This is a genomic window from Frigoribacterium sp. PhB160 (assembly GCF_003751785.1).
In the GTDB taxonomy this organism is placed as follows: Bacteria; Actinomycetota; Actinomycetes; order Actinomycetales; family Microbacteriaceae; genus Frigoribacterium.
The window spans coordinates 192,139-216,044 of the sequence record NZ_RKIE01000003.1 but is presented as its reverse complement, the minus strand read 5'-3'; the positions used below and the strand labels follow the sequence as shown (position 1 = coordinate 216,044).

The following is a 23,906-nucleotide window of genomic DNA, read 5'->3' as shown; positions in this document are numbered from 1 at the left end:
CACGAGCCTAGGCTGACGAACATGAAACGCACGTTTTCGTTCTGGCCGGGCCGCACGACGGCCCTGCTCGCCTCCGCCACGTCGCTCGTCGCCGCCACGTACGGGCTCGTGCGGCTCGCGTTCGGGCTGTTCCTGCCCGACGTGCAGCGCGACCTCGACCTCGACGCCGCGACCGCCGGCGTGGTCAGCTCGGGCGCCTCGCTCGCCTACGTCGCCGGCGCGGTCGCGGGCTTCTTCCTCGCGGCGGGCCGCCCGCGCACCCTCGTCGTCGCGGCCGGCCTCACCGCCGCCGGGGGAGCGGCCGGCATGGCATCGTCCGCCTCGGTGGCCGTCTTCGCCGTCGCGGCCGTCGTCGGGTCGACCGGGGCCGGGCTCGCCTCGCCCGCGCTGGTCAGCATCGTCCGCCGCACGGTCGCCGAGCCCGCCGTCGCCCGAAGCCAGGCGATCGTCAACGCCGGGACGGGCCCGGGCCTCGTCGGCGCCGGCGTGCTCGCCCTCGTGCTGCTGCCCGACTGGCGACTCGCCTGGGCCGTCGTCGCCGTCGTGACGATCGCCGCCGCGACGGCCGTGCTCGTGCTCGACCCGGGAGCGAGCGCCGGAGGCGCGGTGCCGTCCCCCGCACCCGCTGCGGTCGCCGAGCGCGCGGCCGACGTGCAGGCCGGGGCACGAGGCGACCGGGCCGGGGTGCCGGCGGTCCCGGGTGCGGGCGCCGCGCCTCCGGCGGGGGCCTCGCGGTCGTGGCTCGGGCGGCACGCCGGCCTCGTGATCGCGGCGTTCCTGCTCGGGGCGGGGTCGGCGGGCGTCTGGAACTACGGGCGCGCGCTGCTCGTCGACGCCGGCGCGGGCGACACGGTGTCGGTCGGGGCGTGGATCGCGCTGGGGCTCGGCGGCGCGGCGGTGATCGCGACGGCTCCGCTGCTCGGCCGACGGGGGCCACGGACGGCCTGGCTGCTCACCACGACCGGGGTCGCCCTCGGCACGGGGGTGCTGGCGACGGCACCGGGCAGCACCGTCGCGGCGCTCGCCGCCTGCGCCCTCTTCGGCTGGGGCTACACCGCGGCGACCGGGGCACTCATCGCGGGCACGACCGCGATCGACCCCGAGCGGGCCCCCTCCGGGACGTCGCTGCTCTTCGTCGTGCTCGTGCTCGGCCAGGCCGCGGGGGTCGTGGTCGTCGGCGCGATCGTCGGGCCGGCGGGGTACCTCGCGGCGCTCGTCGTGGCCGCGGGGGTCGCGCTCGCCGGGGCAGCGGTGCCGTGGGGGCGGGCGGCGCAGGGCGGAGGGCGGGCGGCCGGGCGCAGACTGGCTGCATGCACACCGGCGCCGTGACCGTCCCGATCCCCGAGCCCACGCGCCCGCCCTTCGTCGACCGGCTGCGACGCGGCCTCGACGCGGCGGCGGCCGAGGAGGACGGGGCCGTGCGGCTGGTCCACTCCTGGGTGGGCGACGAGTCGGAGGACGGCCTCGTCAGCCGGGCCGGCTGGCAGACCCGGGTGCTGGTGCTGCGCTGGCCGCGTCGCGCCGCGGTCGACGTGTGGTTCGACGCCCACGACGGCGACGTGTCGGTGCTCGGCGGCGGCGTCGTCGCCCCCGAGTGGGCGTTGCACGGCGAGGGCGACGAGACGGCGTGCCTCGGCTCGATGGTGCAGCTCGTCCACGACCTCGCGGCGCGCCGGGTGGGCGGACGGCCCTGGCCGCTCGGCTCGGACTTCGCGCGCTCGAGCACGGTGCTGGCCGTCGTCGGCGGGGCCGCGCTCGTCGGCGCGGTGGTGGTCGACGTGCTGCGGGCGCGCGGGCGCGGCCGGGCCTCCGGCTCCTAGGCTGCGGGGATGGACGCAGGTGACCGGAGGACGAGGCGCACCGTGCTCGGCGCGGTGGTCGCCTCGGCGCTCGTCGTCGCCGTGAGCTCGTGCAGCTCGCCGAGCACCGCCGCCTCGTGCGCCGACTGGGTCGACTTCACCGGCGCGCAGGAGATGAGCGACGCCGCCGACATCGTCATCACGTCGGAGTCGGTGACGCGGGACGGCACCGAGGTGCTGCTCGGCGTCGACGCCCACGCCTACGAGGTCGTCGTCGAGACGGTCGAGCAGGGCGACGCGACGCCGGGCGAGACGATCCGGGTGATCTCGACCCCGGACACCTGCGGCCCGAGCTCTCCCTACGCCGACGGCGACCCCCTCGACGTCGACCGTCCCGTGCGCCTCTACCTCGGACCGGCCGGCCCGGGGTGGTCGACGCTCACGCCGTTCGACGGGGTCGAGCACCTCGGCTGGTGAGCCCGCACGTGTCCGCTGCACGCCCGCACGCGTCCGCCGCGCGCACCGGCTGGATCGCGCCCCGGGGCCCGGGCATACCGTCTGACCCTCACTGCCCGGGCGCCGTTCCCGCCTCGAGCCGCGTTCCGATCGATGAACCGCGAAGCTTCGCGGTTCATCGATCGGAACACGGTTCATCGCGAGCGGGCCCCGACCGAGGAGGACACCCATGACCACCATCGCCATCATCGGAGCCGGCTCCGGCCTCGGCGCCGCCGTCGCCCGCCGCTTCGGCCGCGAGGGGTTCTCCGTCGCGCTCATCTCCCGCAGCCAGGAGAGGCTCGACGCGCTCGCGGACGAGCTCCGCGCCGACGGGGTCACGGCCGAGGGCTTCGCCGCCGACGTCCGTGACGCCGCCTCGCTGACGACCGCGCTCGAGCGCGCCGACGAGCGCCTCGGCCGCGTCGAGGTGCTGCAGTACAGCCCGCTGCCCGCCAAGGAGTACATGCGACCCGTGCTCGAGACCGTCGCCGCCGACCTCGTCGGCCCGATCGAGTTCTCGGTCTACGGCGCCGTGACCGCGGCGCACCAGGTGATCCCGGGCATGCGCTCGGTCGGGCACGGCTCGATCCTGCTCATCAACGGCGGCAGCGCGGTGCGCCCCGGGCCGACCGTGACGGGCACCTCGGTCGCGTTCGCGGGGCTCAGCGCCTACGGCCAGCTGCTGCACGACGCGCTCGCCCCCGAGGACATCCACGTGGGCCAGCTCATCATCCCGTTCGGCATCGGCGACGGCGAGGAGTCGCACTCGCCCGAGGCCCTGGCCGACCTCATCTGGACGATGCACGACGAGCGCGGCGACTTCCGCGTCTACGCCGAGCCGCTCGCCTGAGCCGGACGCGGACTCGGGGCCGACGCGCGGGCCCGGGCCCCGCGGTGCGCGGCCGGACGCGGACGAGGAGGCGCGGTGCCGGGACGACCGGCACCGCGCCTCCTCGTGGGGTCGCGGTCCGACGCCGGGGCGTCGGGTGCTGCGAGGTGCGGCTGGCTACGCCTGCACGTCTCCGCGCCAGGCACCGGTCTCGGTGCCCTGCGACTCGATGAACTCCTTGAAGTTCTTCAGGTCCTTCTTGATGGCGTGGTTGTCGGCGCCGAGCGATCCGCCGACCTTCTCGAGGAAGCCCTCGGGGGTCCAGTCGATCTGCACGGTGACGCGCGTCGTCGTGTCGGAGAGCTTGTGGAACGTCACGACGCCCGCGTGGTCGACCTCGCCGCCGGTGCTGGTCCAGGCGACGCGCTCGTCGGGGTGCTGCTCGGTGATCTCGGCCTCGAACGTCTTCTCGACCGGACCGACCTTGACCTTCCACACCGTCAGGGTGGGGGTGGTCTGCGTGATGCTCTCGACCTCGTCGAGGAACTTCGGGAAGGACTCGAACTGGGTCCACTGGTTGTACGCGGTCGAGACGGGGACGTCGACGTCGATGGCTTCGATGGCCTGTGCCATGGGGTGCTCCTCTTTGCTGTCGTTCTCAGGTGTGCGGTGAGGTCGACGGTAGGCCGGGGACGCCGGGCGGCTCCCAGGTGCGGTGGAGGAGGGGGACGGCGCCGGCCGGCACCGCTCGGGTCAGTACGCGACGCTGAACTGGGCGCGGCGGTGGGTCGGCGTCTCGACCTCGTCGACGATCGCGAGGGCGAAATCGGCGCCGCTGACCGCCGAGGTGCCGTCGGCGTCGTAGAAGGCGACGTCGGCCCCGGTGCGGTACTCGCCCCGCGCCTCCCCGGGGGCGTAGGCGCCGAACTGCTCGGCGGGCGAGACGAAGAACCAGTCGAGCGGCTCGGGCTGCGCCAGCAGCTCGCCGAGCACGGCGTTCATCTGACGGGCCTCGCCGGCGTACTCGGCCGGGATCGCGTCGGTCTCGGCGATGCGGGGCGCGCCCTCCTCGAGGCGGAGCGAGCTGAAGCCGCCGACGACGCCGAGGCGCACGCCGTGCTCGGCCGCGAGGGCCGCCAGCGCGAGGTCGGCCTCGAGGATCTTGCCGTCGAGCTCGCCGCGGGGCGACAGCGACGACACGACGACGTCCGACCCGGAGACCGCACGGAGGCGCGCCTCGGCCTCGAGCATCGAGCCCGTCTCGTAGCGGACGCCCTCGACCCGCGCGTCGTCGGCGGGCAGGGTGCGGCTGAACGAGACCACGTCGTGACCGCGGCGGGCGGCCTCCCGGACGATGGCGCTGCCGGCGTAGCCGGTCCCTCCGACGACGGTGATGGTGCTCATGGCGTTCTCCTTCTGATGATGGTGGGGACGGTGCTGCACGGCTACGCTAAGCGCGACAGTCACCGATGGGAAGTAGGCACCTCGTGGTAACCATGAACGCCGCAGCGACCGACCAGGCGCCCCCGGCCGGCCCGGCCGCAGCGACCGGCCAGGCCGCGCCCGCCGACCGGACCTGGACCCTCGACGACCTCGACCCCTACGCCGCCGGCTGCCCGAGCCGTCGCCTGCTCGACCGCATCGGCGACCGCTGGACGGTGCTGGTCGTCGGCACCCTCGGCGGCGGGCCGCGGCGGTTCTCCGAGATCCGCCGCGCGGTCGACGGCGTCTCGCAGAAGATGCTGACCCAGACGCTCCGGGGCCTCGAGCGCGACGGGCTCGTCACCCGCACGGTCTACGCCGAGGTGCCGCCGCGCGTCGAGTACGACCTGACGCCCGCCGGCCGCACCCTGCAGGAGCCGCTCCGCGCCCTCGAGCGCTGGGCCGTCGAGCACTTCGGCGGGGTCGCCGACGCGCAGCGCGGCTACGACGAGCAGCACGAGCCGACCCCCGACGCCGCATGAGCGCCCCCGCCCCCGCCCCGGCCCCGGCCCCCGTGCCCAACAGCCGCGGCGTGCAGCGGCGCCTCGACATCCTCGACGCGGCGCGCGCCCTGTTCACCGAGACCGGCTTCCGCGGCGCGACGATGGCCGCGATCGCCGGCCGCGCCGGCGTCACCCACGCCGGCCTGCTCTACCACTTCGCCTCGAAGGAGGACGTGCTGGAGGCGGTGCTCACCGACGCGCGCGACCGCGGCCGGTCGATCATCGCCGCCGACGAGCGCCCCGGGGCCGACCACCTCGACGCGCTCGAGCACCTCGTGGCGCAGAACGCCGGCGACCCCGCCTGGTCGCGCCTCTTCTCGGTGCTGCTCGGCGAGAGCGTGGCCCTCGACCACCCGCTGCGCGAGCGCATGGCCGAGCGGTACGACTCGATCGGCGAGAGCCTCGCCGGGCACCTCCGCACGCTCCGCACCGAGGGAGGCGCGTGGTCCGACGACGAGGTCGCCGGCGTCGCGCGCGTGCTCATGGCCGTCATGGACGGGCTGCAGTTCCAGCAGCTGACGGGGGCGCGGTCGGCGATGAGCGCCGACTTCGCCCTCGTGGTCGAGGCGGTGCGGCGGTCGCTCTGATCGCGTGGCGCGAGCGGGGCGGGGGAGCCGACCCGCGCCTCCTGGTCGCCGGGGGAGGCCCGGTCGCGCCCGGGCGGTCGCGCAGTTCCTGAAGTCCCCTTGACTTTCACCGAACGCTGCCTTTAGCTCTGCTGTGTCCCTCCGATGGGGGCGGGACACCTACGAAGGAGTAGAGATGCGATCACTGACGCACGCGACCGGCCGCAGGGGCCGGGCGCTCGGCGTGACGGCGGGAGGGGCGCTCGTCGCCTCGTTCGCCCTCGCGGCGACACCGGCACCGGCCGCCGTCGCCGCCGACCAGCCCGAGCTCGAGTCGAGGTCGACCGAGATCATCAGCGTCGACGGGCTGCAGTTCCGCGACCTCGACCGCAGCGGCGACCTCACGCCCTACGAGGACTGGCGGCTCACCGCCGACGAGCGCGCCGCCGACCTCGTGTCGCGGCTCGACCTCGAGCAGCGCGCGGGCCTGCTCATGCACGCGAGCCTCACGGGCCGCGGTGCGTACGACCGCGCGGCGTTCGACCCGCTGCTGCAGGACGGCCACATCAGCACGTACATCTCGCGCCTCAGCGTCGGCGCCGACGTGCTGGCCGACCAGCACAATCAGTTGCAGGAGGCCGCCGAGGCGGAGCCCTTCGGCATCCCGCTCAAGATCAGCACCGACCCGCGCAACGGGTTCAGCGTCACCGAGGGGCAGACGGTGTCGAACGCCGACTTCACGCCCTTCCCCGACGCGATCGGCATGGGCGCCGTCGGCGACCCCGAGGCGACCCTCGAGATGGGCCGCATCATCTCGGACGAGTACCGCGCCGTCGGCATCACCGAGGCGCTCTCGCCCCAGGCCGACCTCAGCACCGAGCCGCGCTGGACCCGCCAGAACGGCACCTTCGGCTCGGTCGGCGAGACCGTCAAAGAGCAGGTGCGCGCCTACGTCGAGGGCCTGCAGGGCGGCACCGACGGCATCACCGACGAGGGCGTCGCGACCGTCGTCAAGCACTGGGTCGGCTACGGCGCCCAGGTGAACGGCTACGACAGCCACTACTACTACGGGCGCTACGCGGCCTTCCCCGGCGGGAACTTCGACGAGCACGTCGTGCCCTACGAGGGCGCGTTCGACGTCGACGCCGCGGGCATCATGCCGACGTACTCGATCCTGCAGGACCTCGACCTCGGCGACGGCGTCATCGAGCAGGTCGGCGCGGGGCACAACGAGTTCCTCCTGCAGGACCTGCTGCGCGGCCAGTACGGCTTCGACGGCGTCATCACCTCCGACTGGGGCATCGCCAACGACTGCCCGCAGGAGTGCCTCGACAACCAGCCCCCGGCCTCGTTCGTCGGCCCGTGGGGCGCGGGCATGCCCTGGGGCGTCGAGGACCTCACGCTGCCCGAGCGCTACGCCAGCGCGATCAACGCCGGCGTCGACATCATCGGCGGCAGCGACCAGCCGCAGTACATCGTGCAGGCCGTCGAGGAGGGCTTCCTCACCGAGGGCCGCGTCGTCGAGGCCGCCCAGCGCGTGCTCGAGCAGAAGTTCGAGCTCGGTCTCTTCGAGGACCCGTACGTCGACCCGGCCGCCGCCGCCGAGATCGTCGGCAGCGACGCCTCCCGCGCCGTCGCGCTCGCCGACCAGGCCCGCTCGCTGACCCTGCTCTCGAACGACGACGCGGTGCTGCCGCTGACGCCGGTCGAGGGCGAGTCGCCCACCGTCTACCTGTACGGGGTCGCGGCCGACGCCGCGGTCGCCGCGGGCATGACGCCGGTCGACACCCCCGAGGAGGCGGACGTCGCCATCGTGCGCCTGACCGACCCCCGAGGCGGCGACGACCTCACCGACCTCGGTTTCACGGGCGAGGAGGCCGACTTCTCGGCGCTCGCCGCGGCCCACGCCGCGGGCGCGGTGACCATCGCCGTGCCGCAGCTGTCGCGTCCGCTCGTGCTCGGGAACGTCGTGGAGCAGAGCGACGCGGTCATCGGCGCGTACGGCGTCTCGGACGAGGCGCTGCTCGACGTCGTGACCGGCGAGTCGGCCCCCGAGGGGCGCCTGCCCTTCGAGCTGCCGTCGTCGATGGACGAGGTCGCCGCGCAGCTGCCCGACGTGCCGAACGACACGGCGACCCCGCTGTTCGCCTACGGCTTCGGCCTGGCGTACGACGAGACCGGGACCGAGCCGACCCCCGGCCCGTCGCCCGAGCCGTCGCCCGGTCCCTCGACCGAGCCGACCCCGGTGCCGACCGAGCCGGGCACGACGCCGACCGCCGGCGTCACGCCGATCGACGACGCGCTGCTCACCGACGCGACCCGCGGGCCGGTCACGGTGCCCTCGAGCGCCCAGCGCTCCGAGACGATCACGGTCGACCTCGGCGACGCCGCGGCCGGCTCGACCTTCTCGGTCTGGCTGCACTCCGACCCGGTCGCGCTGACCACGGCCGAGGCCTCGACCGCGGGCACGATCCGCGTCACGGTGCCGGCCGACGCCGCGCTCGGCGCCCACCGCGTCGTGGTGCAGGCGGCCGACGGCTCGCTGTACGGCTGGGACGACCTCCGCGTCGTGACCGCCGCGGCGGCCGCCTCGGGCGACCCGCTGGCCTACACCGGCAGCGAGACCGCCTGGCCGATCGTCGGCACTGGCGTGCTGCTCCTGCTCCTCGGCACGGGGCTGGTGCTGCTGCGCCGCCGCCGGGCCGCGGGCGCCGGGGACTGACCGCCCCGGGGAGGCGTTGGGTGCGCATCAGCGCCCCGCGCCTCCTCGTGCGGTCGCGTCGCGACGCCGCGGGGCCCGGGCGTCGCCGGACGACCCGCCCGTCGTGGCCCGGGTCAGGCGCGGCGGTCGAGCTCGGCCACGATGCCGCGCAGCACGCGGTTCATGTACGGGCCCCAGAAGACGACCACGATGGCGTGCACCGCGACCCCGGCGCCGGCCCTCGCGTGGAAGGTGTACCGCCACGAGATGCGGGTGCCGCGGCCCTGCGTGGAGCCGTCGCTCGCCCCGCCGGCGCTGTACCACCACTCGGCGATGCCGCCGCGGACGAGGAGGCGCAGCGGGCCGCGGAAGTCGGTGAGCTCGTAGACGAAGGTGCCCGTGTGGTCGATTGGACCGGGCGGCTCGACGCGCACCAGGGTCTCGACCACGGCGCCCCCGCCGGAGAGCTCGAGCCGGCGGGTCTGCCCGGGGGCGTCCCACGCACCGGTCTGGTCGTGCACCGCGACGACCGCCGGGAGGGGACCCGACCTCGGGTAGAACCCCACGGGGGTGAGGGGCGTGCCGATCCGGAAGGCCCGCTCGACCGGGGCCGTGGTCACGCCCTCGCGGGTCGCGCTGACTGTCGTCGTCATGTCCCCCATTCGGAGGCGTCGGCCGAGGCGACGGGTCCTCAGGACAGGTCGTTCTCCCGATTTCCGAGCAGCTCGTGACGCCGATCGTCGGTCGACTTTTGCACGGGCGTCGACAGAAGTAGCAGAATGGACCAGGCCGCCGCATCGAGACGCGCCTGCAGACCTCAGGAACGAAGGAGTACCTCATGAGCACGCCCCCCTCCGTACAGCTCTACAGCGTCCGCGACGCCGTGGCCGACGACCTCTCGGGCACCGTCGCCCGCCTGGCCGAGATCGGCTTCACGAAGGTCGAGCCCTACGGGTTCGCCGACGCCCCCGACGCCACCGCCGCCGCGCTGACGGCCGCCGGGGTCACCGCCCCGACGGGCCACGCCGCCGTCATCGACGCCGACGACGCCGAGCGCTTCTTCGAGGCCGCCAAGACCATCGGCCTCGAGACGGTCATCGACCCGTTCATCCCGAGCGACCGCTGGCAGACCGCGGACGACGTCGCCGCCATCGCCGAGCGCGTGAACGTGCTGACCGAGCAGGCGGCCGGCTACGGCCTCCGCTTCGGGTACCACAACCACCAGTGGGAGTTCGTGAACAAGGTCGACGGCCGCAGCGTCTACGACCTCTTCGTCGAGCAGCTCTCGGCCGCGACCGTGCTCGAGGTCGACACCTTCTGGGCCACCGTCGGCGGCGCTGACGCCCCCGCGTTGCTGCGCTCGCTCGGCGACCGCGTCGTCGCGCTGCACATCAAGGACGGCAAGGTCAGCGGCGACATCGCCACCGCCCTGCCGAGCAGCGAGAGCGCCCTCGTGGTGCCCGACGCGCTGAAGGCCGCCTTCGAGCAGCAGACCCCCGCTGGCCAGGGCGACGTCGACGTGGCGGCGATCCTCGCCGCGGCACCCGCCGCGCTGCGCGTCGTCGAGTTCGACGCCTACGCCGGCGACGTCTTCGAGGGCATCGCCGAGTCGTACGCCTGGCTCGCCGAGAACGACACCGAGGCCCGCGCGTGAGCGGCGGCATCGGGTCGGGCGTCGTCGGGGTCGGCCTCGTCGGCGCCGGCAACATCAGCGGCCAGTACCTCGACACCCTGTCGCAGGTGAAGGACGTCGAGCTGCGCTTCATCGCCGACCTCATCCCCGAGCGGGCCGAGGGCCAGGCCACCAAGTACGGCGTCGCCGCCCACGGCACCCTCGAGCAGCTGCTCGAGCGCGACGACATCGAGATCGTCGTCAACCTCACGCTGCCCGCCGTGCACGCCGAGGTCGGCCGCCAGATCATCGCCGCCGGCAAGAACGTCTGGAGCGAGAAGCCCCTCGCGCTCGAGCACGACCAGGGCGCCGACCTCCTCGCCGCGGCCGACGCCGCGGGCGTGCGCGTCGCCTGCGCCCCCGACACCGTGCTGGGCGGCGGCATCCAGTCGGCGCTCCGCGCGATCGCCGCGGGCAAGATCGGCACGCCGCTCACCGCGACGACGCTCTTCCACGTGCCCGGCCCGAACTCGTGGCACCCCGACCCCGAGTTCCTCTTCGCGTACGGCGCCGGCCCGCTGTTCGACATCGGCCCGTACTACGTCACGACCCTCGTGCACGCGTTCGGCTCGGCGTCGAAGGTCGCCGCGGTGTCGTCGACCTCGCACCAGACCCGCGAGATCGGCAGCGGCCCCCGCGCCGGCACCGTGTTCCCGGTCGAGGTGCCGACGCACCACGCCGCGCTGATCAGCTTCGAGGCCGGCCAGTCGGCCCAGACGACGCTGAGCTTCCAGAACGCGCTGCCCCGCAACGGCTTCGTCGAGATCAGCGGCACCGAGGGCACCATCGTGCTGCCCGACCCGAACCTGTTCGACGGCGACAGCACGCTGTGGACCTTCGGCAAGGAGGAGCCCGAGACGCTCACCGCCAAGGGCTCGTTCTGGGGCCGCGGCACGGGCGTCGTCGACCTCGCCCGCTCGATCCGCGCGGGCGTGCCCGAGCGGGCCAGCGGCGCGGTCGCGGCCCACGTGCTCGACGTGCTGCTCGCCATCCGCGGAGCGGCCGAGAGCGGCACCGTCGTCGACGTCGCGTCGTCGATCACGAAGCCCGAGGCGCTGCCCGAGGACTTCGACCCGGCGGCCGCGACGCTGTAGGCCCTGCAAGTCCGGGGAGGCGCGGTGCAGGGATCATCTGCACCGCGCCTCCTCGTCGGCGGGGGCCGGGCGGGCTGGGTCGGGTGTCGGGGGCGCGGCGTACCCTCTCGGCATGGCCAGCGAGAGACGCGACCCGCGGGTCGACGCGGCGCGCTACCGCACCGAGAGGTCGAAGCCCGCGGACGACGCTCCCCGTGACACCCGCACCGCCGCCGAGATGCGCGCCTGGGCGCGCACGGCGATCGACGTCGCCGTGGCCCGGGGCGACTTCGACGACCTTCCGCTCGCGGGCAAGCCGCTGCCCGGGCTCGCGGGCGACACCGTCGACCCCGACTGGTGGATCCGCGGGCTCATCGAGCGCGAGGGGCTCACCGGGCTCGCGCCCCCCGCCCTGGCGCTCCGCACCGAGCACGCCGAGTTCGACGACACGCTCGACGCCCTCGGCACCGAGACGGCCGTGCGGGCCCACGTCGACGACTACAACCGACGCATCGTCGAGGCCCGCCGGCAGCTCACCGGGGGCCCGCCCGTCGTCACGCCGGTGCGCGAGGTCGACGACGAGGTGCGGCGGTGGCACGAGCGCCGCGACGCCCGCCGCGCCGCGGCCCGCGCGGCCGTGCCGCCGCCTCCGCCGACCTGGCGTGAGCGCCGGGCGCTGAGGCGCGAGGTGCGGCGTCGGCGGCTCGAGCAGGGCTGACCCGGCGGGCACGTCGTCCCTGCCCGGACGTGGACCGGAGCCATGAACGGGCTGCGAGCCCGGACGTGGGGTCGTGCCGGAGCGGCTCGAGCGATAGGGTCGAACGTCCCCGTCCGATCGACCGTGAGGAACAACCGCGTGACGAACCCCGCCTCTCCCCGCCGCTCGGCACAGGGTGAGTCGGCTCCCGGCGGCTGGTCCACGGGCGTCTCGCAGGGCTCCTCGTCGGCCTCTTCCGCCTCTCCTGCGGCGTCGGTCTCGGTGCCGCCGTCGGCGCCGGCGTCCGTCTCGGTCGAGGCTCCGATGCTCCGGCCCCGCGGTCGCCGCCGGGCCACCGCCGCCGTGCTGCCGCACGGCAGCCGTTCGTCGTTCGTGCCCTGCGAGGCGCTCGTGGCGGCGTCCACGCAGGCCGCCGCCGAGAACACGCTGACCCACCGCATGGCCCAGGGCCGCGCCGCGGTGGCGACCTCCGGGGTGCTGGTGGGGCGCGCCTCCTCGGGGCTGCCCACGCGTCGCGCGGCTCGTGCCGCGGCGGCCGCTGCAGCCCGGCCTGCGGGTCGTCCCGTCGCGGCTGCTCGCCTCGCACGTGCTGCTCGCCCGGCCGTCGCGGGCCGCACGCCCGCGGCCGACCGCACGCCCGCCGCACGCCTGGGGGTCGCGCGTCGCCTCGGCGGCGTCGTCAAGAAGGTGTCGGTCGTGGCGGCGCTCATCGGCTTCGCCGCCAGCGGCACGCTGCCCCTGTTCGCGTCGGCGGGCGACGAGGCGGTCGCGGCCGCCTCCGGCCAGCACCCCGACGCCCGCGTCGGCAGCCAGCAGTTCGCGGTCGACCCGTCCGTCGTCGCCGACTCGGTCAGTCGCGACGAGTACTCGGCGACGTCGATCGTCGACCTGCAGACGCAGAAGGTGCTCAACACGGCGGCCGCCGCCGACTCCGAGTGGGACGGTCGCACCACGGCGAGCTACCTCGCCGACCCCCTCTACGACACCCTCGACCGCGACCTCGTGCTGGCCGTGGCGACGCAGTACATCGGCACGCCCTACGTGCACGGGGGCGAGGACCCCACGAAGTTCGACTGCTCGGGCCTCATCACGTTCGTCTACGCGCAGTTCGGGATCAAGCTGACGCACTACGTGCCCACGCAGGACTCGGAGGGCACCCGGGTCTCCGCGGCCGACGCCGTGCCCGGCGACCTCGTCGTCTTCGACAACCTCGCGCACGACGGCATCTACGCCGGCAACGGCATGATCCTCGACGCACCGAAGCCCGGCGGCTTCGTCTCGGTGCGCCCCATCTGGGACAGCCCGCACCACTTCGTCCGCATCGGCGCGTAGCGCGCCGGGCGCCGGCGCCGGTGCCGGGCGCCGGTGCTGCACGCCGGTGCTGCACGCCGGTGCCGCGCGCTGTGCGCCGTACGCCGCGCCTGCCGGTGGCGGCCCGAAGCCGTGCGCCGTCTCGCGTCTCGTCCTGGGCGTCACGTCACGTTCTGCCGCGACGCGTCGACCAGGACGTGACGCGACACCGGCCTCGGCCGCCCGAGCCCCGCCCGGAGCCCGGCCGCCGCGCGCATCGGCCGCCGCGCGCACGCGGGTCGCGTCACTCCCCGAACTGGCCGGTGAGCCTGCCGTGGAACGCCCCGCTCCGCTCGTCGAGCCCCACGAACTCGACCCCGAGACCGTGCGCCGCGAACTTCGTCCCGACCGAGTCGAGGGCCGCCACGCTCGACGCGTCCCACACGGAGGCGCGGGTCAGGTCGACCACGACGGTCGCCTCCCCGGTCTCCGCCGCCCGCGCCGCGTCGTCGGCGTAGGCGAAGTGCTCGACGAGGTCGTTGCTGCTGCCGAAGAAGAGCGGCCCGACCACGTCGTAGCGGACGCGACCGGCGTCGGGGGCCGGGGCGGTGCCGGGGAGGCGATCCGCGCCTCCGGCGCTCTCGATCGTGCGATGCACGACGAGGACGTGCGCGACGCGACGGGCGAAGAGCACCATCGCCAGCACGACGCCGACGGCGACCCCGACCGCCAGGTTGCCCGTCGCGACCACGACGACGACCGTGACCACCATGACCAGTGTCTCCGGCAGGGGCATGCGACGGAGCGTCGACGGACGGACGCTGTGCCAGTCGACGGTGCTGATCGCGACGATCATCATCACCGCGGCGAGGGCGACCATCGGGATGCGTGCCATCACCGTGCTGAGCCCGGTCACGAGCAGCAGGAGGAAGAGTCCCGCCGCGATCGTCGACACCCGAGTGCGGGCCCGGCCGATCTTGACGTTGACGACGGTCTGCCCGATCATCGCGCAGCCCGCGATGCCGCCGTAGGCGCCCGCGGCGATGTTGGCGACGCCGAGGGCCCACGACTCCTTGCCCTTGTGCGAGGGGGTCTCGGTGATGTCGTCGACGAGCTTCGCGGTGAGGAGGGTCTCCATGAGGCCGACGAAGGCGATGCTCAGCGCGGTCGGCAGCACGATCATCAGCGTGTCGATCGAGAACGGCACGAGCCACGGGGTCAGCCCGGGCAGGCCGCCGCCCATCGGCCCCTCGTCGCCGACGGTGCGCACCTGGTCGAGGCCCGACGCGACGACGATCACCGTCACGACGACGATGGCGACCAGCGGGGCGGGCACGGCCTTCGTGAGGCGCGGCAGGAACAGCACGATCGCGATCGTCAGCGCGAAGAGCGGGTACACGACCCACGGCACGTCGATCACGTGCGGCACCTGCGCCACGAAGATGAGGATGCCGAGCGCGTTGACGAAGCCGATCATCACCGAGCGGGGGATGAAGCGCATGAGGCGGGCCAGCCCCGCCGTCCCGAAGGCGATCTGGATGACGCCCGCGAGCAGCACCGCCGGCAGCACGTACTCGACGCCGTGGGCCCGGACGAGCGGCGCGACGACGAGGGCGACGGACCCGGCCGCCGCCGTCACCATCGCGGGCCGCCCGCCGAGCAGCGACATGACGACGGCCAGCACGACCGACGAGACGAGGCTGACCATGGGGTCGACGCCCGCGATGACCGAGAACGAGATGACCTCGGGCACGAGCGCGAGGGTCGTCACGATGCCGGCGAGGGCCTCGCGGGTGAGCAGGCGGGGCGAGCGCAGCACGCCGCGGACGGTGTCGTCGGCGCGCGGCGGAGCGGTCGAGGAGGAGAGGGTCACGGTGCTCCGGGGGTGGTGAGGGAGAATGAGGGAGTCCGGCGACTCTGCCGACGCACTCGACCCTACCCTCACGTGAGGGTAGAGATGGGCCACGATCGATGACCGGCGACGCCTCGTGACGACCTCGGACGTGCCGACGATGCACATCGGCGAGCTCGCGGAGCGCACCGAGATGTCGCTGCGCACCATCCGCCACTACGACGAGGTCGGGCTGCTCAAGCCGACCGGGCGCACCGAGGGCGGCTTCCGCCTCTACACGCACGACGACTTCGTGCGCCTCATGGTGATCCGGCGCATGAAGCCGCTGGGGTTCAGCCTCGACGAGATGGCCGAGCTGCTGCGGGTCGTCGACGCGCTCGACACCGGCGACGGGTCGGTCGCGGGCGGGGGCTCGGAGGCGGCTCCCGACGCCACCCGAGAGCGGCTCGCGGCGTTCATCGAGCAGACCGTCGAGCGGCGGGCCCGGCTCGAGCGGCAGCTCGCCATGGCCGACGAGTTCCTCGAGCTCCTGCGCAGCCGCTGACCCGCGTCGCCGCCGCGCCCGCCGACCGGCGTCGCGGGGCGCCCCAGGTCGCGTCGGCGCCCCGACGGCGGAGACGAGGAGGCGCCGGTCCCTCCCCAGCCCGGCCCGGTCCCTGCCCGTCCTCCTCCGCACCGCGGGGGTGCCGTCCCGCCGCGACCCCCCGGTACGCTCGTCCCACCGCAGTCACCCGAGACGCGGGCCCCGGCCGCCTGATCACCGGCCACCGTCCGACTCCCTCCTGCAGAGACCGAGAACCATGCACCACTCCGTCGATCCGTCCGTCCCCGTGCGCCCGCAGGGGCGCTCGCCGCGTCCCTCCCGCCCGACTCCCCGCTCAGTCCCCGGTCGCGCCCGGCGCTCGCTGGCCGGCAGCGCCACGGCCCTCGGCATCGCCCTCACCGCCGTGCTCGGGGCACCGCTGAGCGCCTCCGCCGCCGCCCCGACGTGGCAGCAGGTGCTCGAGGCGCGCGGGTCGGAGGAGGCGAAGCAGGACGCGCTGGCCGAGATCGCCGTCGCGGTCGAGGCAGCGTCCGCCCGAGCGGCCGCCGCCGAGGGGGCGGCCGAGGCCGCCGGACAGGTGCTCGGCGACGCGCAGGCCGCCGTCGACGAGGCCTCCGCGGCGCACGAGGCGCTGCAGGCCGAGGCCCAGGCGGCCCGTGCCGACGCCGACGACGCCCGGCTCGTCGTGGGCCACGCGGCCGCGCTGCTGGCCCGTCCCGGCGGCGGGGGCGGGCTCACCTCCGAGCTGATGGCCTCCGGCGGCGACGCCGAGCAGGTCCTGCGGGGCCTCAGCATGTCGACGAAGCTCGGCGAGAACCTCGCCGCCCTGCGCGACCGGGCGACCACCGCCGACCGGCTGGCGACGTCGCTCGCCGACCAGGCCGCCGTCGCCCTCGCCGAGCGCGACCGGCTCGTCGACGAGGCGCGGGCGGCCCTCGACGCGGCGGCGGCGACGAGCACGGCGGCCCGGGAGGGCGTCGAGCAGGCCGAGGCCGAGAAGGCGACCCTCGCGGCGCAGGTCGCCCTCCTGCACGACGACCGCCTCACCCTCGAGCAGGCGTACGCGAAGGCCGAGGCCGACCGCGCCGCCGCCGCGGCGGCCGCTGCGGCCACCCCGCCGCCCGCCGGCGCGCGGCCGGGCACGGGTCCGATCGCGCCCGGCCCGGGCGTGGGCCCCGGCGCCCCCGGCCCGGGCACGACGCAGCCCGACCCGGGCACCGGCTGGGTCGCGGCGATCCGGTCGTTCAGCTCGTACCAGGCCTACGGCTACCGGGTGCACCCGATCACGGGCGAGTACAAGCTGCACGCCGGCGCCGACTTCGGCGCGAGCTGCGGCACCCCGATCTACGCCGTGTCGGCCGGCAGGGTCACCTACGCCGGGCCGTCGAGCGGCTACGGCAACCTCGTCGTCGTCGACCACGGCGGCGGCGTCACGAGCGCCTACGCCCACATGGAGCGCTCGGGCATCCACGTGTCGACCGGCCAGGCGGTCGGTGCGGGCGCGCACATCGCGAGCGTCGGCACGGCCGGCGGCTCGACCGGCTGCCACCTGCACCTCGAGGTGCGGCTCGGCGGGGTCGCGACCGACCCGGTCGTGTTCCTGGCGGGCAAGGGCGTGCGCTGAGGCCCGGTCACGCGGCAGAGGTTCCCGTGGTCGCCGGCCGGGCCGCCCGGCGGACCTGCCCGGTCGGCGTCAGCCGCGCCGCGCCTCCTCGGACGCGGCCTCGGCCGCCGCCGCCTCGGCCCGGATCTCGTCGAGCACCCGCTGCACGGCCGGGCGTGCTGCCCGCTCCGGTCGCAGGAGCGCCTCGACCCACCGGCCGGCCCGCACGTCCTCGAGCGTCGCAAGGTGGAAGCGCCCGGCGGCCCGCCGCGCCGACGTGTGCCGCGGCACGAGGGCGACGCCGAGCCCCGCCGCCACGAGGTTCTCGATCAGCGGCAGGTGGACGGTGCGGTGCACGAACCGCGGAGCGACGCCCGACTGCAGCGCCATCGCGGTCAGCACCCGGTCGATCGGGTACCCGTCGGGCACGCCGATCCACGGCTCCCCGATGACGTCGGCCATCGTGACCCGGCTGCGCCCGGCCAGCCGGTGGTCGAGCGGCATCGCGACCTCGAGAGGTTCCCGCAGCAACGGGACGACGCGCAGCCCCCGGTGGTCGGGCCGGGCGGCGCCGTCGGAGCGGTGCCCGACGACGACGTCGACGTCGGCGGTGAGCCGCGCGAACTCGTCCTCGGAGACGTCGCGGTCGGCGACCTGCAGCTCGATGCGCTCGTGGGCGCGCATGCGGTGGACGAGCCCGGGCAGCAGCAGCTCCGCGGCCGACGGGAAGATCGCCAGGCTCACCACCCCGACCGACCCCGCCCGCCAGGCGTCGACGGTCGCCTCCGCCTCGGCGACCGCCGTCGACACCGCCGAGGAGGCGCGGGCCAGGGCCGTCCCCGCCTCCGTCAGCTGCACCCCGCGTCCCACCCGCCGCACGAGCTCGAGGCCGAGCTGCCGCTGCATGGTCCGCAGCTGCTGCGACACCGCGCTCGGCGACCGGTGCGTGGCAGCGGCGACGGCGGTCACGCTGCCGCGCTCGGCGAGCTCGCGCAGCAGGTCGAGGTGGCGGACGTCCATGAAGGGAGGCTACAAGGACGGTGGCGAGAGTCGCGCTGGTCCTGCATCCGCGCCTCCGGCAGTCTGAGGGGGTGACTCCTCGCGACCGCCTCCTCGCCCTCGTCGTCGTCGTGTGCTGGGGCGTCAACTTCCCGATGACGGCACTGGCGCTCGACCACTTCCCGCCGATCTTCCTCGTGGCGCTGCGCTTCGCGTTGCTGGCGGTGCCGACCCTGCTGTTCGTGCCGCGTCCGGCGATCCCGGTCGCGCGCCTCCTGATGGTGGGTCTCGGGCTGGGCATCCTGCAGTTCGGCTTCCTGTACCTCGGGATGGCGGCCGGCATGCCGTCGGGTCTCGCGTCGCTCGTGCTGCAGGCCAGCGCCCCGTTCACCGTCGTCATCGCCGCCGTCTGGCTGCGCGAGCGCATCACGCGTCGCCAGGCGATCGGCATCGGCGTCGCCGTGCTGGCGCTCGCCGTCATCGCCGCCCACCGGTCGCAGGTCGCGGCGCTGCTGCCCGTCGTTCTGACGCTCTGCGCGGCGCTCGGCTGGGGCCTCGGCAACGTCGCGGTGCGCCGAGCGGCCGCGCCGGACCCGTTGCACCTCACGCTGTGGATGTCGGTCGTGCCGCCGGTGCCGATGCTCGCGTTGTCGCTCGCGATCGAGGGTCCAGGGCGGATCGGCGAGAGCCTCGCGACCGTCGCGACGGCCGAGGCGCTGCCGAGCGTGGTCGGTCTGCTCTACGTCGTGCTCGTCGCCACGGTGCTCGGTTACGGGCTGTGGACGCGCCTGCTGGCGACCTACCCCTCGAGCACGGTCGCGCCGTTCTCAATGCTCGTGCCGGTCGTCGGCGTGCTCGCGTCGTGGGCGGCGTTCGACGAGGTGCCCGACCTGGTCGAGCTCGGCGCGGGGGTCGTCGTGGTGGCGGGCGTGCTCGTCGCGAGCCGGGCTCCGCGGGGGAGCCGCACCGCGCCTCCGCCGGTCGGGGGCGAGCCGGTCGCGGCGCCGGTGCTGGTCGACGGGCCGGTGCCGACGGAAGGGCCCCGGGCCGACGACCCGACGCGGACCAGGGAGACCCCGCTAGCCTGAGCGCAGCTCTCCCGTCGTCCGAGAGCGGTCCGGTCTGCGCCGGACTCCCGACCGATCCGGACGGCGCGTCGAGAGCCCCACCGGAGGGTGCTCAGATGGCCCAGCAACAGCGAGCCGTGGCGACCCGAGCGGCCATCCTGCAGGCCGCGGCGGGCGCGTTCGTCGCGCGCGGGTACGCCGGCACGTCGCTCGACGGCGTCGCCGAGATCGCGGGCGTGACCAAGGGTGCGCTCTACTTCCACTTCCGCTCGAAGGCCGCCCTCGCCAACGCGGTCATCGCCGAGCAGCACCGGTCGTCGCGGGAGCTCGGCGAGTCGGTCACCACGGCCGCGTCGTCGGCGGCCGAGGCCCTCACGGTGCTCAGCGCGTCGCTCGCGGTCCAGCTCACGACCGACGTCATGGTCTCGGCCGGCCTCCGGCTCACCACCGAGGGCGGCGACCCCGAGCTCGTCGTCGCCGAGCCCTACGTCGAGTGGCTGGACGAGATCGGCGGGCTGGTCCGCACCGCCGTCGGCGAGGGAGACTTCCGCGCCGACCTCGACGTCGACCGCGCCTCGACCTTCTTCGTCGGCGCCTACGTCGGCGTGCAGACCCTCTCGGGCGCGATCACCGGCCGGGCGGACGTGGTCGAGCGCCTCGCCGACTTGCTCCGCTACGTGCTGCCGTCGTTCGTCGCGCCGGGTCGCGAGCTGCTCGTCGAGTCGTTGCCCGCGCTCCTGCTCGAGACGGGTCGTCGCGCCGCCCCCTGACCCCGGCGCCGGAGGCGCGGTTCGAGGCCGCTCGCCTGCCGCCCGGGGACGGCGGCCGTCAGGGGCGCTCGGGCGTGAGGCGCGTCAGGGCCCGGGCCACGGTCTCCTTCGCGGCGGCCACGGCACCGGTGTCGACCTGGGCGAGACGCTCCCCGTAGTCGTGGGGCACGGTGAGCTGCCGCCGCCACTCGGCGTCGTAGAGCGCGTCGAGGTAGCCGGACGACTCGCGGCAGAGGGCGTCGGACCCGGCGAGGGCGATCTCCTCGTCGGAGACCCGCGTCGTCGGGTCGGACGAGGCGAAGGCCGCCGCCATCTCGGGCGTCGGCATGCCCGCCGGCGTGGCCGCCAGCGGGAACCCGGTCACGGCGGCGGCCCCGGCCATGCACTCGGTCCAGGCGGGCACGGTCGCGAGCACCGCGTCGTCCTCCCGCGCGGCGAGGAACGCCGCGTTGCTCAGCCTGATCGCCACGTCGCTCACCGACCCCGTGAACGACCCGAGCGCGCCCGAGAGCAGCTCGGGGTGCTGCGAGTAGAGCTCGTCGAGGCACGCGTCACGGGCGGTCGTCTCGGCGGCCGAGGTCTGCCGCAGCTGGAACTCCCGCCACGCGGCCTCGCCCGGGTCGGTCGTCTCGGGCACGTGGTAGCCGCGCTCCCGCGCGTCGGCGAGGTCGAACGCGCGGATCGGCTGACGCTCGGCGGCGTAGGCGGCGGCGTCGACGTCGCGCCACGGCACCGTCGCGTCGGCGCCCGTGGTCTCGGCCATGCAGGGCTCGAGCATCAGCTCCTGCGCGTAGGCGAGCTCGATCTGGCCGACCGAGACGTACTGGTCGAGCGGCATCGTCCACGCCTCGCGGTCGCGGTCGGGCAGGGTCGGCAGGGTCCAGGCCGCGTTGGCCGGGATGCCGACGGCCACGACCGCCCCGACCACGGCGACGACGGCCCCGAGGGTCAGGCGCTTCGCGAGGCGCTCCCGCGAACCGGGCGCACGCGGCGGACGCGGCGCACGGGGAGGACGCGCCGCCCGAGGGGGACGCGGCGCCCGTGGCGGACGGGCACCGGGCCGGGGCGTGACGGGCTCGGGCGACGTCACCCGCGCCTCCGGCCGGTGCCGTCGACGAGTCCGTTCTCGTAGGCGAAGACGACGATCTGCACGCGGTTGCGCATGCCGAGCTTCTGCAGCACGGCGCGCACGTGGCTCTTCACGGTCGCCTCGCTGAGGTAGGCCTCGGTCGCGATCTCGGTGTTGCTGAGGCCGCGCGCGACGAGCGTGAACATCTCGCGCTCGCGGGGCGACAGCGGCTCGAGCGGGTCGACCCGCGGCGGCGCCGTCGGCGGCACGGCGAACTCGTGCACCACGTCGAGGGCGGCGGCGGCCGTGGGCACCGGGTCGCCGGCGTAGGCGGCCCGGATCGTCGTGATGACGTCGTCGGGCGTCGCGTCCTTCGTGAGGAAGGCGTAGGCGCCGGCCTTGAGCGCCCCGAACACGGCCTCGTCGCGCTGGATCGTCGTCAGCGCGACGACGCGTGGCAGGTCGTCGGAGGAGACCCCCTCGAGGATGCGCGCGGTCGCCTCGAGCCCGTTCATCACCGGCATGCGCAGGTCCATCAGCACGACGTCGGGCTGCTCGCGCTCGACGAGGGCGAGCGCCTCGCGACCGTCGACGGCGGTGCCGACGCACGTGAGGTCGGGCTGCGCCTCGATGAGCATCTGCAGCCCCGAGGCGAACAGGGGCTGGTCGTCGACGACGGCGACTCGGATCATGAGGTCTCTCTCTCGTGGTGCAGGGCGGCGGGGGCGGGCCGGTGGTCGGGCACGCCGCGGGTCGGGACGAAGGCGGTGACGGCGAACTCCGACCCGTCGAGCGAGGGCTCGGCGGTCAGCCAGCCTCCCGCCAGGCGTGCGCGCTCGGTCATGCCGCGCACCCCTGCGCCGCGGTCGGCCCCGGTGCGCGCGGCGACGAGCGGCGCGCCGCGGCCCCGCGAGGTCACGAGCAGCGACAGGCCGCGCCCGCGCCAGTCGAGCACGACCGAGACGCGGCTCGTGCTGCCGGCGTGCTTGAGGGCGTTCGTGAGGCTCTCCTGCACGATGCGGTAGACGGCGAGCTCCTGCGAGGGGGCGAGGTCGCCCGGGGCGCCCTCCACGACGACGTCGACCTCCATGCCGACCTCGCGCATGGCCGTCACGAGGCTGTCGACGTCGTCGAGGGTCTCGCGAGGGGCGGTCACGTCGTCGTCCTGCGTGATGCGCTCCACCAGGCGCCGCACGTCGACCAGGGCGGTGCGTCCGACCTCGGCGATGGTGCGGAGCGACTCGTCGGCGACCTCCGGCCGCGTCGCGCGGAGGGCCATCGCGCCCTGGGCCTGCGAGACGACGACCGCGAGGGAGTGCGCGAGCGCGTCGTGGACGTCGCGCGAGATGCGCGCCCGGTCCTGCGCGAGGCGCAGCTCGAGGTCGGTCGCCTCGAACCGGGTCTCGGTGGCCTCGAGCGCCTCGCGGATGATGAGCACCCGCCGGAGGCTCGCGAAGGCCACGCCGATCGCCCACGCTCCCGCGAACACGCCGAACAGGGCCGCCATCAGCAGCGAGAACTCGATGCGGAGCCCGGTCGTGCCCGCCCCGACCCAGGTGCTCCAGCTCTGCGGCCGGGTCAGGGTCGGCACGGCGAGCAGCCACGCCGCGAGGCCCGCCGCGACGGCGGCCACGACGAGCGCGGCGAGGCGCAGCCACGGCGACGGCTTCACGGCGACGAAGGCCATGACCAGCGCGATCGCGACGTACGCCGCCCACGTGTGCTGCGACGGGGCCTCGGCCAGGCCGGCCAGCTGCAGCACGGGCACGACGAGCACGAGCGCGAGCGAGGTCGCGGGCATCCAGAACGAGAGGCCGATCGCCAGGGCGAAGAGCCCGAAGACGACGCTGTTGTCGGCGACGCCGCCGAGCCCCCAGGCGGTCGCGACCCAGAACGCGAAGTAGACGACCGCGACGGCGGGCGCGACGGCGTGCCGGCCCCACCGTCGTGCGTCGATCATGGTCGACAGGTTAGGTGAGGGCGTCGCCGACCCGCGCCTCCGGCCGGGGTTTTCATCCCGTGGTCGCAGGCGCCGCCGAGGCGGGAGGGACCGTCGGTCGGGGGCTGGGGAGAGCCGTCGGCACGACCCCGGGGGCGACGGACGCATCGCGGCCCGCACGCGACGACGCACCGCGCCCCGGCCGCCCACAGCGACGAGACGCGGTGCGGGACCCGGGACGCGGTGCGTCGGGGGGCGGCTGCTAGAAGGTCAGCAGGCCCTGGGTCTTGGTCGTCGCGGCGGCGAGGCGCTGGCCGACGTTGTCCCAGTCGACGATGTTCCAGAACGCCTTGACGTAGTCGGCGCGCACGTTCTGGTAGTCGAGGTAGTAGGCGTGCTCCCAGACGTCGAGCATCAGCAGCGGGACGAGGCCGAACGGCACGTTGCCCTGCTGGTCGAAGAGCTGGAAGACGCTGAGGCGCTGACCGATGACGTCGTACGCGAGCACCGACCAGCCGGAGCCCTGGACGCCGAGCGCCGTGGCGGTGAAGTGCGCCTTGAACTTCTCGAGGTCGCCGAAGTCGCGGCCGATCGCCTCGAGCAGGTCGCCGGTGGGCTCGCCGGTCTCGGGGGTGAGGTTGGTCCAGAAGATCGAGTGGTTCACGTGGCCGCCGAGGTTGAACGCGAGGTCCTTCTCGAACTTGTTCACGTTCGCCAGGTTCCCGCTCTCGCGGGCCTCGGCGAGGGCCGCGTTCGCGGTGTTCGCGCCGGTGACGTAGGTGTTGTGGTGCTTCGAGTGGTGCAGCTCCATGATCTGCGCGCTGATGTGCGGCGCGAGGGCGCTGTAGTCGTACGGGAGATCCGGGAGGGTGTACTCAGCCATGTCGGTCCTTTCGAGGGAGTCGTGCCCCCCGAGCCTATGACCCTTGTCC

At 74.9% G+C, this 23,906-nt stretch carries 24 protein-coding genes; 15 read left to right on the top strand and 9 right to left on the bottom strand.

Annotated features, from left to right (window positions below; translation table 11 throughout):
- The first annotated feature begins 21 nt into the window (after positions 1–21).
- The 4 genes from EDF38_RS14055 to EDF38_RS14040 all read left to right on the top strand — a co-directional run bounded on the left by EDF38_RS14055 (position 22) and on the right by EDF38_RS14040 (position 3,147).
- Positions 22–1,329 carry an MFS transporter gene (locus tag EDF38_RS14055; protein WP_123356458.1) on the top strand — a complete coding sequence of 436 codons (1,308 nt, stop codon included), beginning with the start codon at positions 22–24 and terminating at the stop codon, positions 1,327–1,329.
- A complete protein-coding gene (locus EDF38_RS14050) occupies positions 1,311–1,820 on the top strand; it encodes a hypothetical protein (protein ID WP_123356456.1) in 510 nt (169 codons plus the stop codon). Before EDF38_RS14055 ends, EDF38_RS14050 begins: the two co-directional genes overlap by 19 nt.
- Before the next feature lie 9 nt (positions 1,821–1,829).
- Positions 1,830–2,276: a hypothetical protein gene (locus EDF38_RS14045; RefSeq protein ID WP_148061506.1), complete on the top strand. Its 447-nt coding sequence runs from the start codon at positions 1,830–1,832 to the stop codon at positions 2,274–2,276.
- 208 nt (positions 2,277–2,484) lie between these two features.
- Positions 2,485–3,147, top strand: a complete 663-nt coding sequence (locus EDF38_RS14040; RefSeq protein ID WP_123356452.1) for an SDR family oxidoreductase — start codon at positions 2,485–2,487, stop codon at positions 3,145–3,147.
- Positions 3,148–3,303: 156 nt separating this feature from the next.
- Here EDF38_RS14040 and EDF38_RS14035 read toward each other — a convergent pair whose 3' ends face one another.
- Both EDF38_RS14035 and EDF38_RS14030 read right to left on the bottom strand, forming a co-directional pair.
- Positions 3,304–3,759, bottom strand: coding sequence for an SRPBCC family protein (locus EDF38_RS14035; RefSeq protein ID WP_123356450.1), 456 nt, complete (start codon positions 3,757–3,759; stop codon positions 3,304–3,306).
- Positions 3,760–3,879: 120 nt separating this feature from the next.
- Positions 3,880–4,530, bottom strand: a complete 651-nt coding sequence (locus EDF38_RS14030; RefSeq protein WP_123356448.1) for an NAD(P)-dependent oxidoreductase — start codon at positions 4,528–4,530, stop codon at positions 3,880–3,882.
- 92 nt (positions 4,531–4,622) lie between these two features.
- On the opposite strand from EDF38_RS14030, the gene EDF38_RS14025 reads away from it, so the two are divergent.
- The 3 genes from EDF38_RS14025 to EDF38_RS14015 all read left to right on the top strand — a co-directional run bounded on the left by EDF38_RS14025 (position 4,623) and on the right by EDF38_RS14015 (position 8,399).
- On the top strand, positions 4,623–5,090 hold the full coding sequence (locus EDF38_RS14025) for a helix-turn-helix domain-containing protein (protein WP_123356447.1): 468 nt from the start codon (positions 4,623–4,625) through the stop codon (positions 5,088–5,090).
- On the top strand, positions 5,087–5,698 hold the full coding sequence (locus EDF38_RS14020) for a TetR/AcrR family transcriptional regulator (RefSeq protein ID WP_123356445.1): 612 nt from the start codon (positions 5,087–5,089) through the stop codon (positions 5,696–5,698). The genes EDF38_RS14025 and EDF38_RS14020 overlap by 4 nt, the downstream gene beginning before the upstream one ends.
- Before the next feature lie 175 nt (positions 5,699–5,873).
- Entirely contained in the window at positions 5,874–8,399 is a 2,526-nt protein-coding gene (locus tag EDF38_RS14015; RefSeq protein WP_123356443.1) for a glycoside hydrolase family 3 protein, read from the top strand.
- Between the two features lie 113 nt (positions 8,400–8,512).
- On the opposite strand, the gene EDF38_RS14010 is transcribed toward EDF38_RS14015, so the two are convergent.
- Complete coding sequence (locus EDF38_RS14010; protein WP_123356441.1) at positions 8,513–9,031, bottom strand: SRPBCC family protein; 519 nt, start codon at positions 9,029–9,031, stop codon at positions 8,513–8,515.
- A 185-nt stretch (positions 9,032–9,216) separates the two neighbouring features.
- Between EDF38_RS14010 and EDF38_RS14005 the strand changes: the two genes are divergently transcribed.
- The 4 genes from EDF38_RS14005 (at position 9,217) to EDF38_RS13990 (ending at position 13,173) form a co-directional block, all read left to right on the top strand.
- Entirely contained in the window at positions 9,217–10,032 is an 816-nt protein-coding gene (locus tag EDF38_RS14005) for a sugar phosphate isomerase/epimerase (protein ID WP_123356439.1), read from the top strand.
- Complete coding sequence (locus tag EDF38_RS14000; RefSeq protein WP_123356437.1) at positions 10,029–11,144, top strand: Gfo/Idh/MocA family protein; 1,116 nt, start codon at positions 10,029–10,031, stop codon at positions 11,142–11,144. The genes EDF38_RS14005 and EDF38_RS14000 overlap by 4 nt, the downstream gene beginning before the upstream one ends.
- Positions 11,145–11,256: 112 nt before the next feature.
- A complete protein-coding gene (locus EDF38_RS13995; RefSeq protein WP_123356435.1) occupies positions 11,257–11,841 on the top strand; it encodes a DUF1992 domain-containing protein in 585 nt (194 codons plus the stop codon).
- A 303-nt stretch (positions 11,842–12,144) separates the two neighbouring features.
- A complete protein-coding gene (locus EDF38_RS13990) occupies positions 12,145–13,173 on the top strand; it encodes a C40 family peptidase (protein WP_148061505.1) in 1,029 nt (342 codons plus the stop codon).
- Positions 13,174–13,435: 262 nt separating this feature from the next.
- Here the strand turns inward: EDF38_RS13990 and EDF38_RS13985 are convergent, their stop codons facing one another.
- A complete protein-coding gene (locus EDF38_RS13985) occupies positions 13,436–15,004 on the bottom strand; it encodes a SulP family inorganic anion transporter (protein WP_233572473.1) in 1,569 nt (522 codons plus the stop codon).
- Positions 15,005–15,143: 139 nt separating this feature from the next.
- On the opposite strand from EDF38_RS13985, the gene EDF38_RS13980 reads away from it, so the two are divergent.
- Positions 15,144–15,527: a MerR family transcriptional regulator gene (locus EDF38_RS13980; protein ID WP_123356431.1), complete on the top strand. Its 384-nt coding sequence runs from the start codon at positions 15,144–15,146 to the stop codon at positions 15,525–15,527.
- Positions 15,528–15,783: 256 nt separating this feature from the next.
- The gene (locus EDF38_RS13975) at positions 15,784–17,151 is read left to right on the top strand and encodes a M23 family metallopeptidase (protein WP_123356429.1); all 1,368 of its coding nucleotides are present in this window, start codon (positions 15,784–15,786) and stop codon (positions 17,149–17,151) included.
- Between the two features lie 69 nt (positions 17,152–17,220).
- Here EDF38_RS13975 and EDF38_RS13970 read toward each other — a convergent pair whose 3' ends face one another.
- Positions 17,221–18,150 carry a LysR family transcriptional regulator gene (locus tag EDF38_RS13970; RefSeq protein ID WP_123356428.1) on the bottom strand — a complete coding sequence of 310 codons (930 nt, stop codon included), beginning with the start codon at positions 18,148–18,150 and terminating at the stop codon, positions 17,221–17,223.
- 71 nt (positions 18,151–18,221) lie between these two features.
- On the opposite strand from EDF38_RS13970, the gene EDF38_RS13965 reads away from it, so the two are divergent.
- The gene (locus EDF38_RS13965) at positions 18,222–19,217 is read left to right on the top strand and encodes an EamA family transporter (protein ID WP_123356426.1); all 996 of its coding nucleotides are present in this window, start codon (positions 18,222–18,224) and stop codon (positions 19,215–19,217) included.
- Positions 19,218–19,312: 95 nt separating this feature from the next.
- Complete coding sequence (locus EDF38_RS13960; RefSeq protein WP_123356424.1) at positions 19,313–19,966, top strand: ScbR family autoregulator-binding transcription factor; 654 nt, start codon at positions 19,313–19,315, stop codon at positions 19,964–19,966.
- A 58-nt stretch (positions 19,967–20,024) separates the two neighbouring features.
- Here EDF38_RS13960 and EDF38_RS13955 read toward each other — a convergent pair whose 3' ends face one another.
- From EDF38_RS13955 to EDF38_RS13935, 4 genes are all read right to left on the bottom strand, one after another.
- Complete coding sequence (locus EDF38_RS13955; RefSeq protein WP_148061504.1) at positions 20,025–20,879, bottom strand: hypothetical protein; 855 nt, start codon at positions 20,877–20,879, stop codon at positions 20,025–20,027.
- A 173-nt stretch (positions 20,880–21,052) separates the two neighbouring features.
- On the bottom strand, positions 21,053–21,727 hold the full coding sequence (locus tag EDF38_RS13945; protein ID WP_123356420.1) for a response regulator transcription factor: 675 nt from the start codon (positions 21,725–21,727) through the stop codon (positions 21,053–21,055).
- Entirely contained in the window at positions 21,724–22,995 is a 1,272-nt protein-coding gene (locus tag EDF38_RS15970) for a sensor histidine kinase (RefSeq protein ID WP_158613387.1), read from the bottom strand. The genes EDF38_RS13945 and EDF38_RS15970 overlap by 4 nt, the downstream gene beginning before the upstream one ends.
- Before the next feature lie 241 nt (positions 22,996–23,236).
- Positions 23,237–23,857, bottom strand: a complete 621-nt coding sequence (locus tag EDF38_RS13935) for a superoxide dismutase (protein ID WP_123356418.1) — start codon at positions 23,855–23,857, stop codon at positions 23,237–23,239.
- Positions 23,858–23,906: the final 49 nt, after the last annotated feature.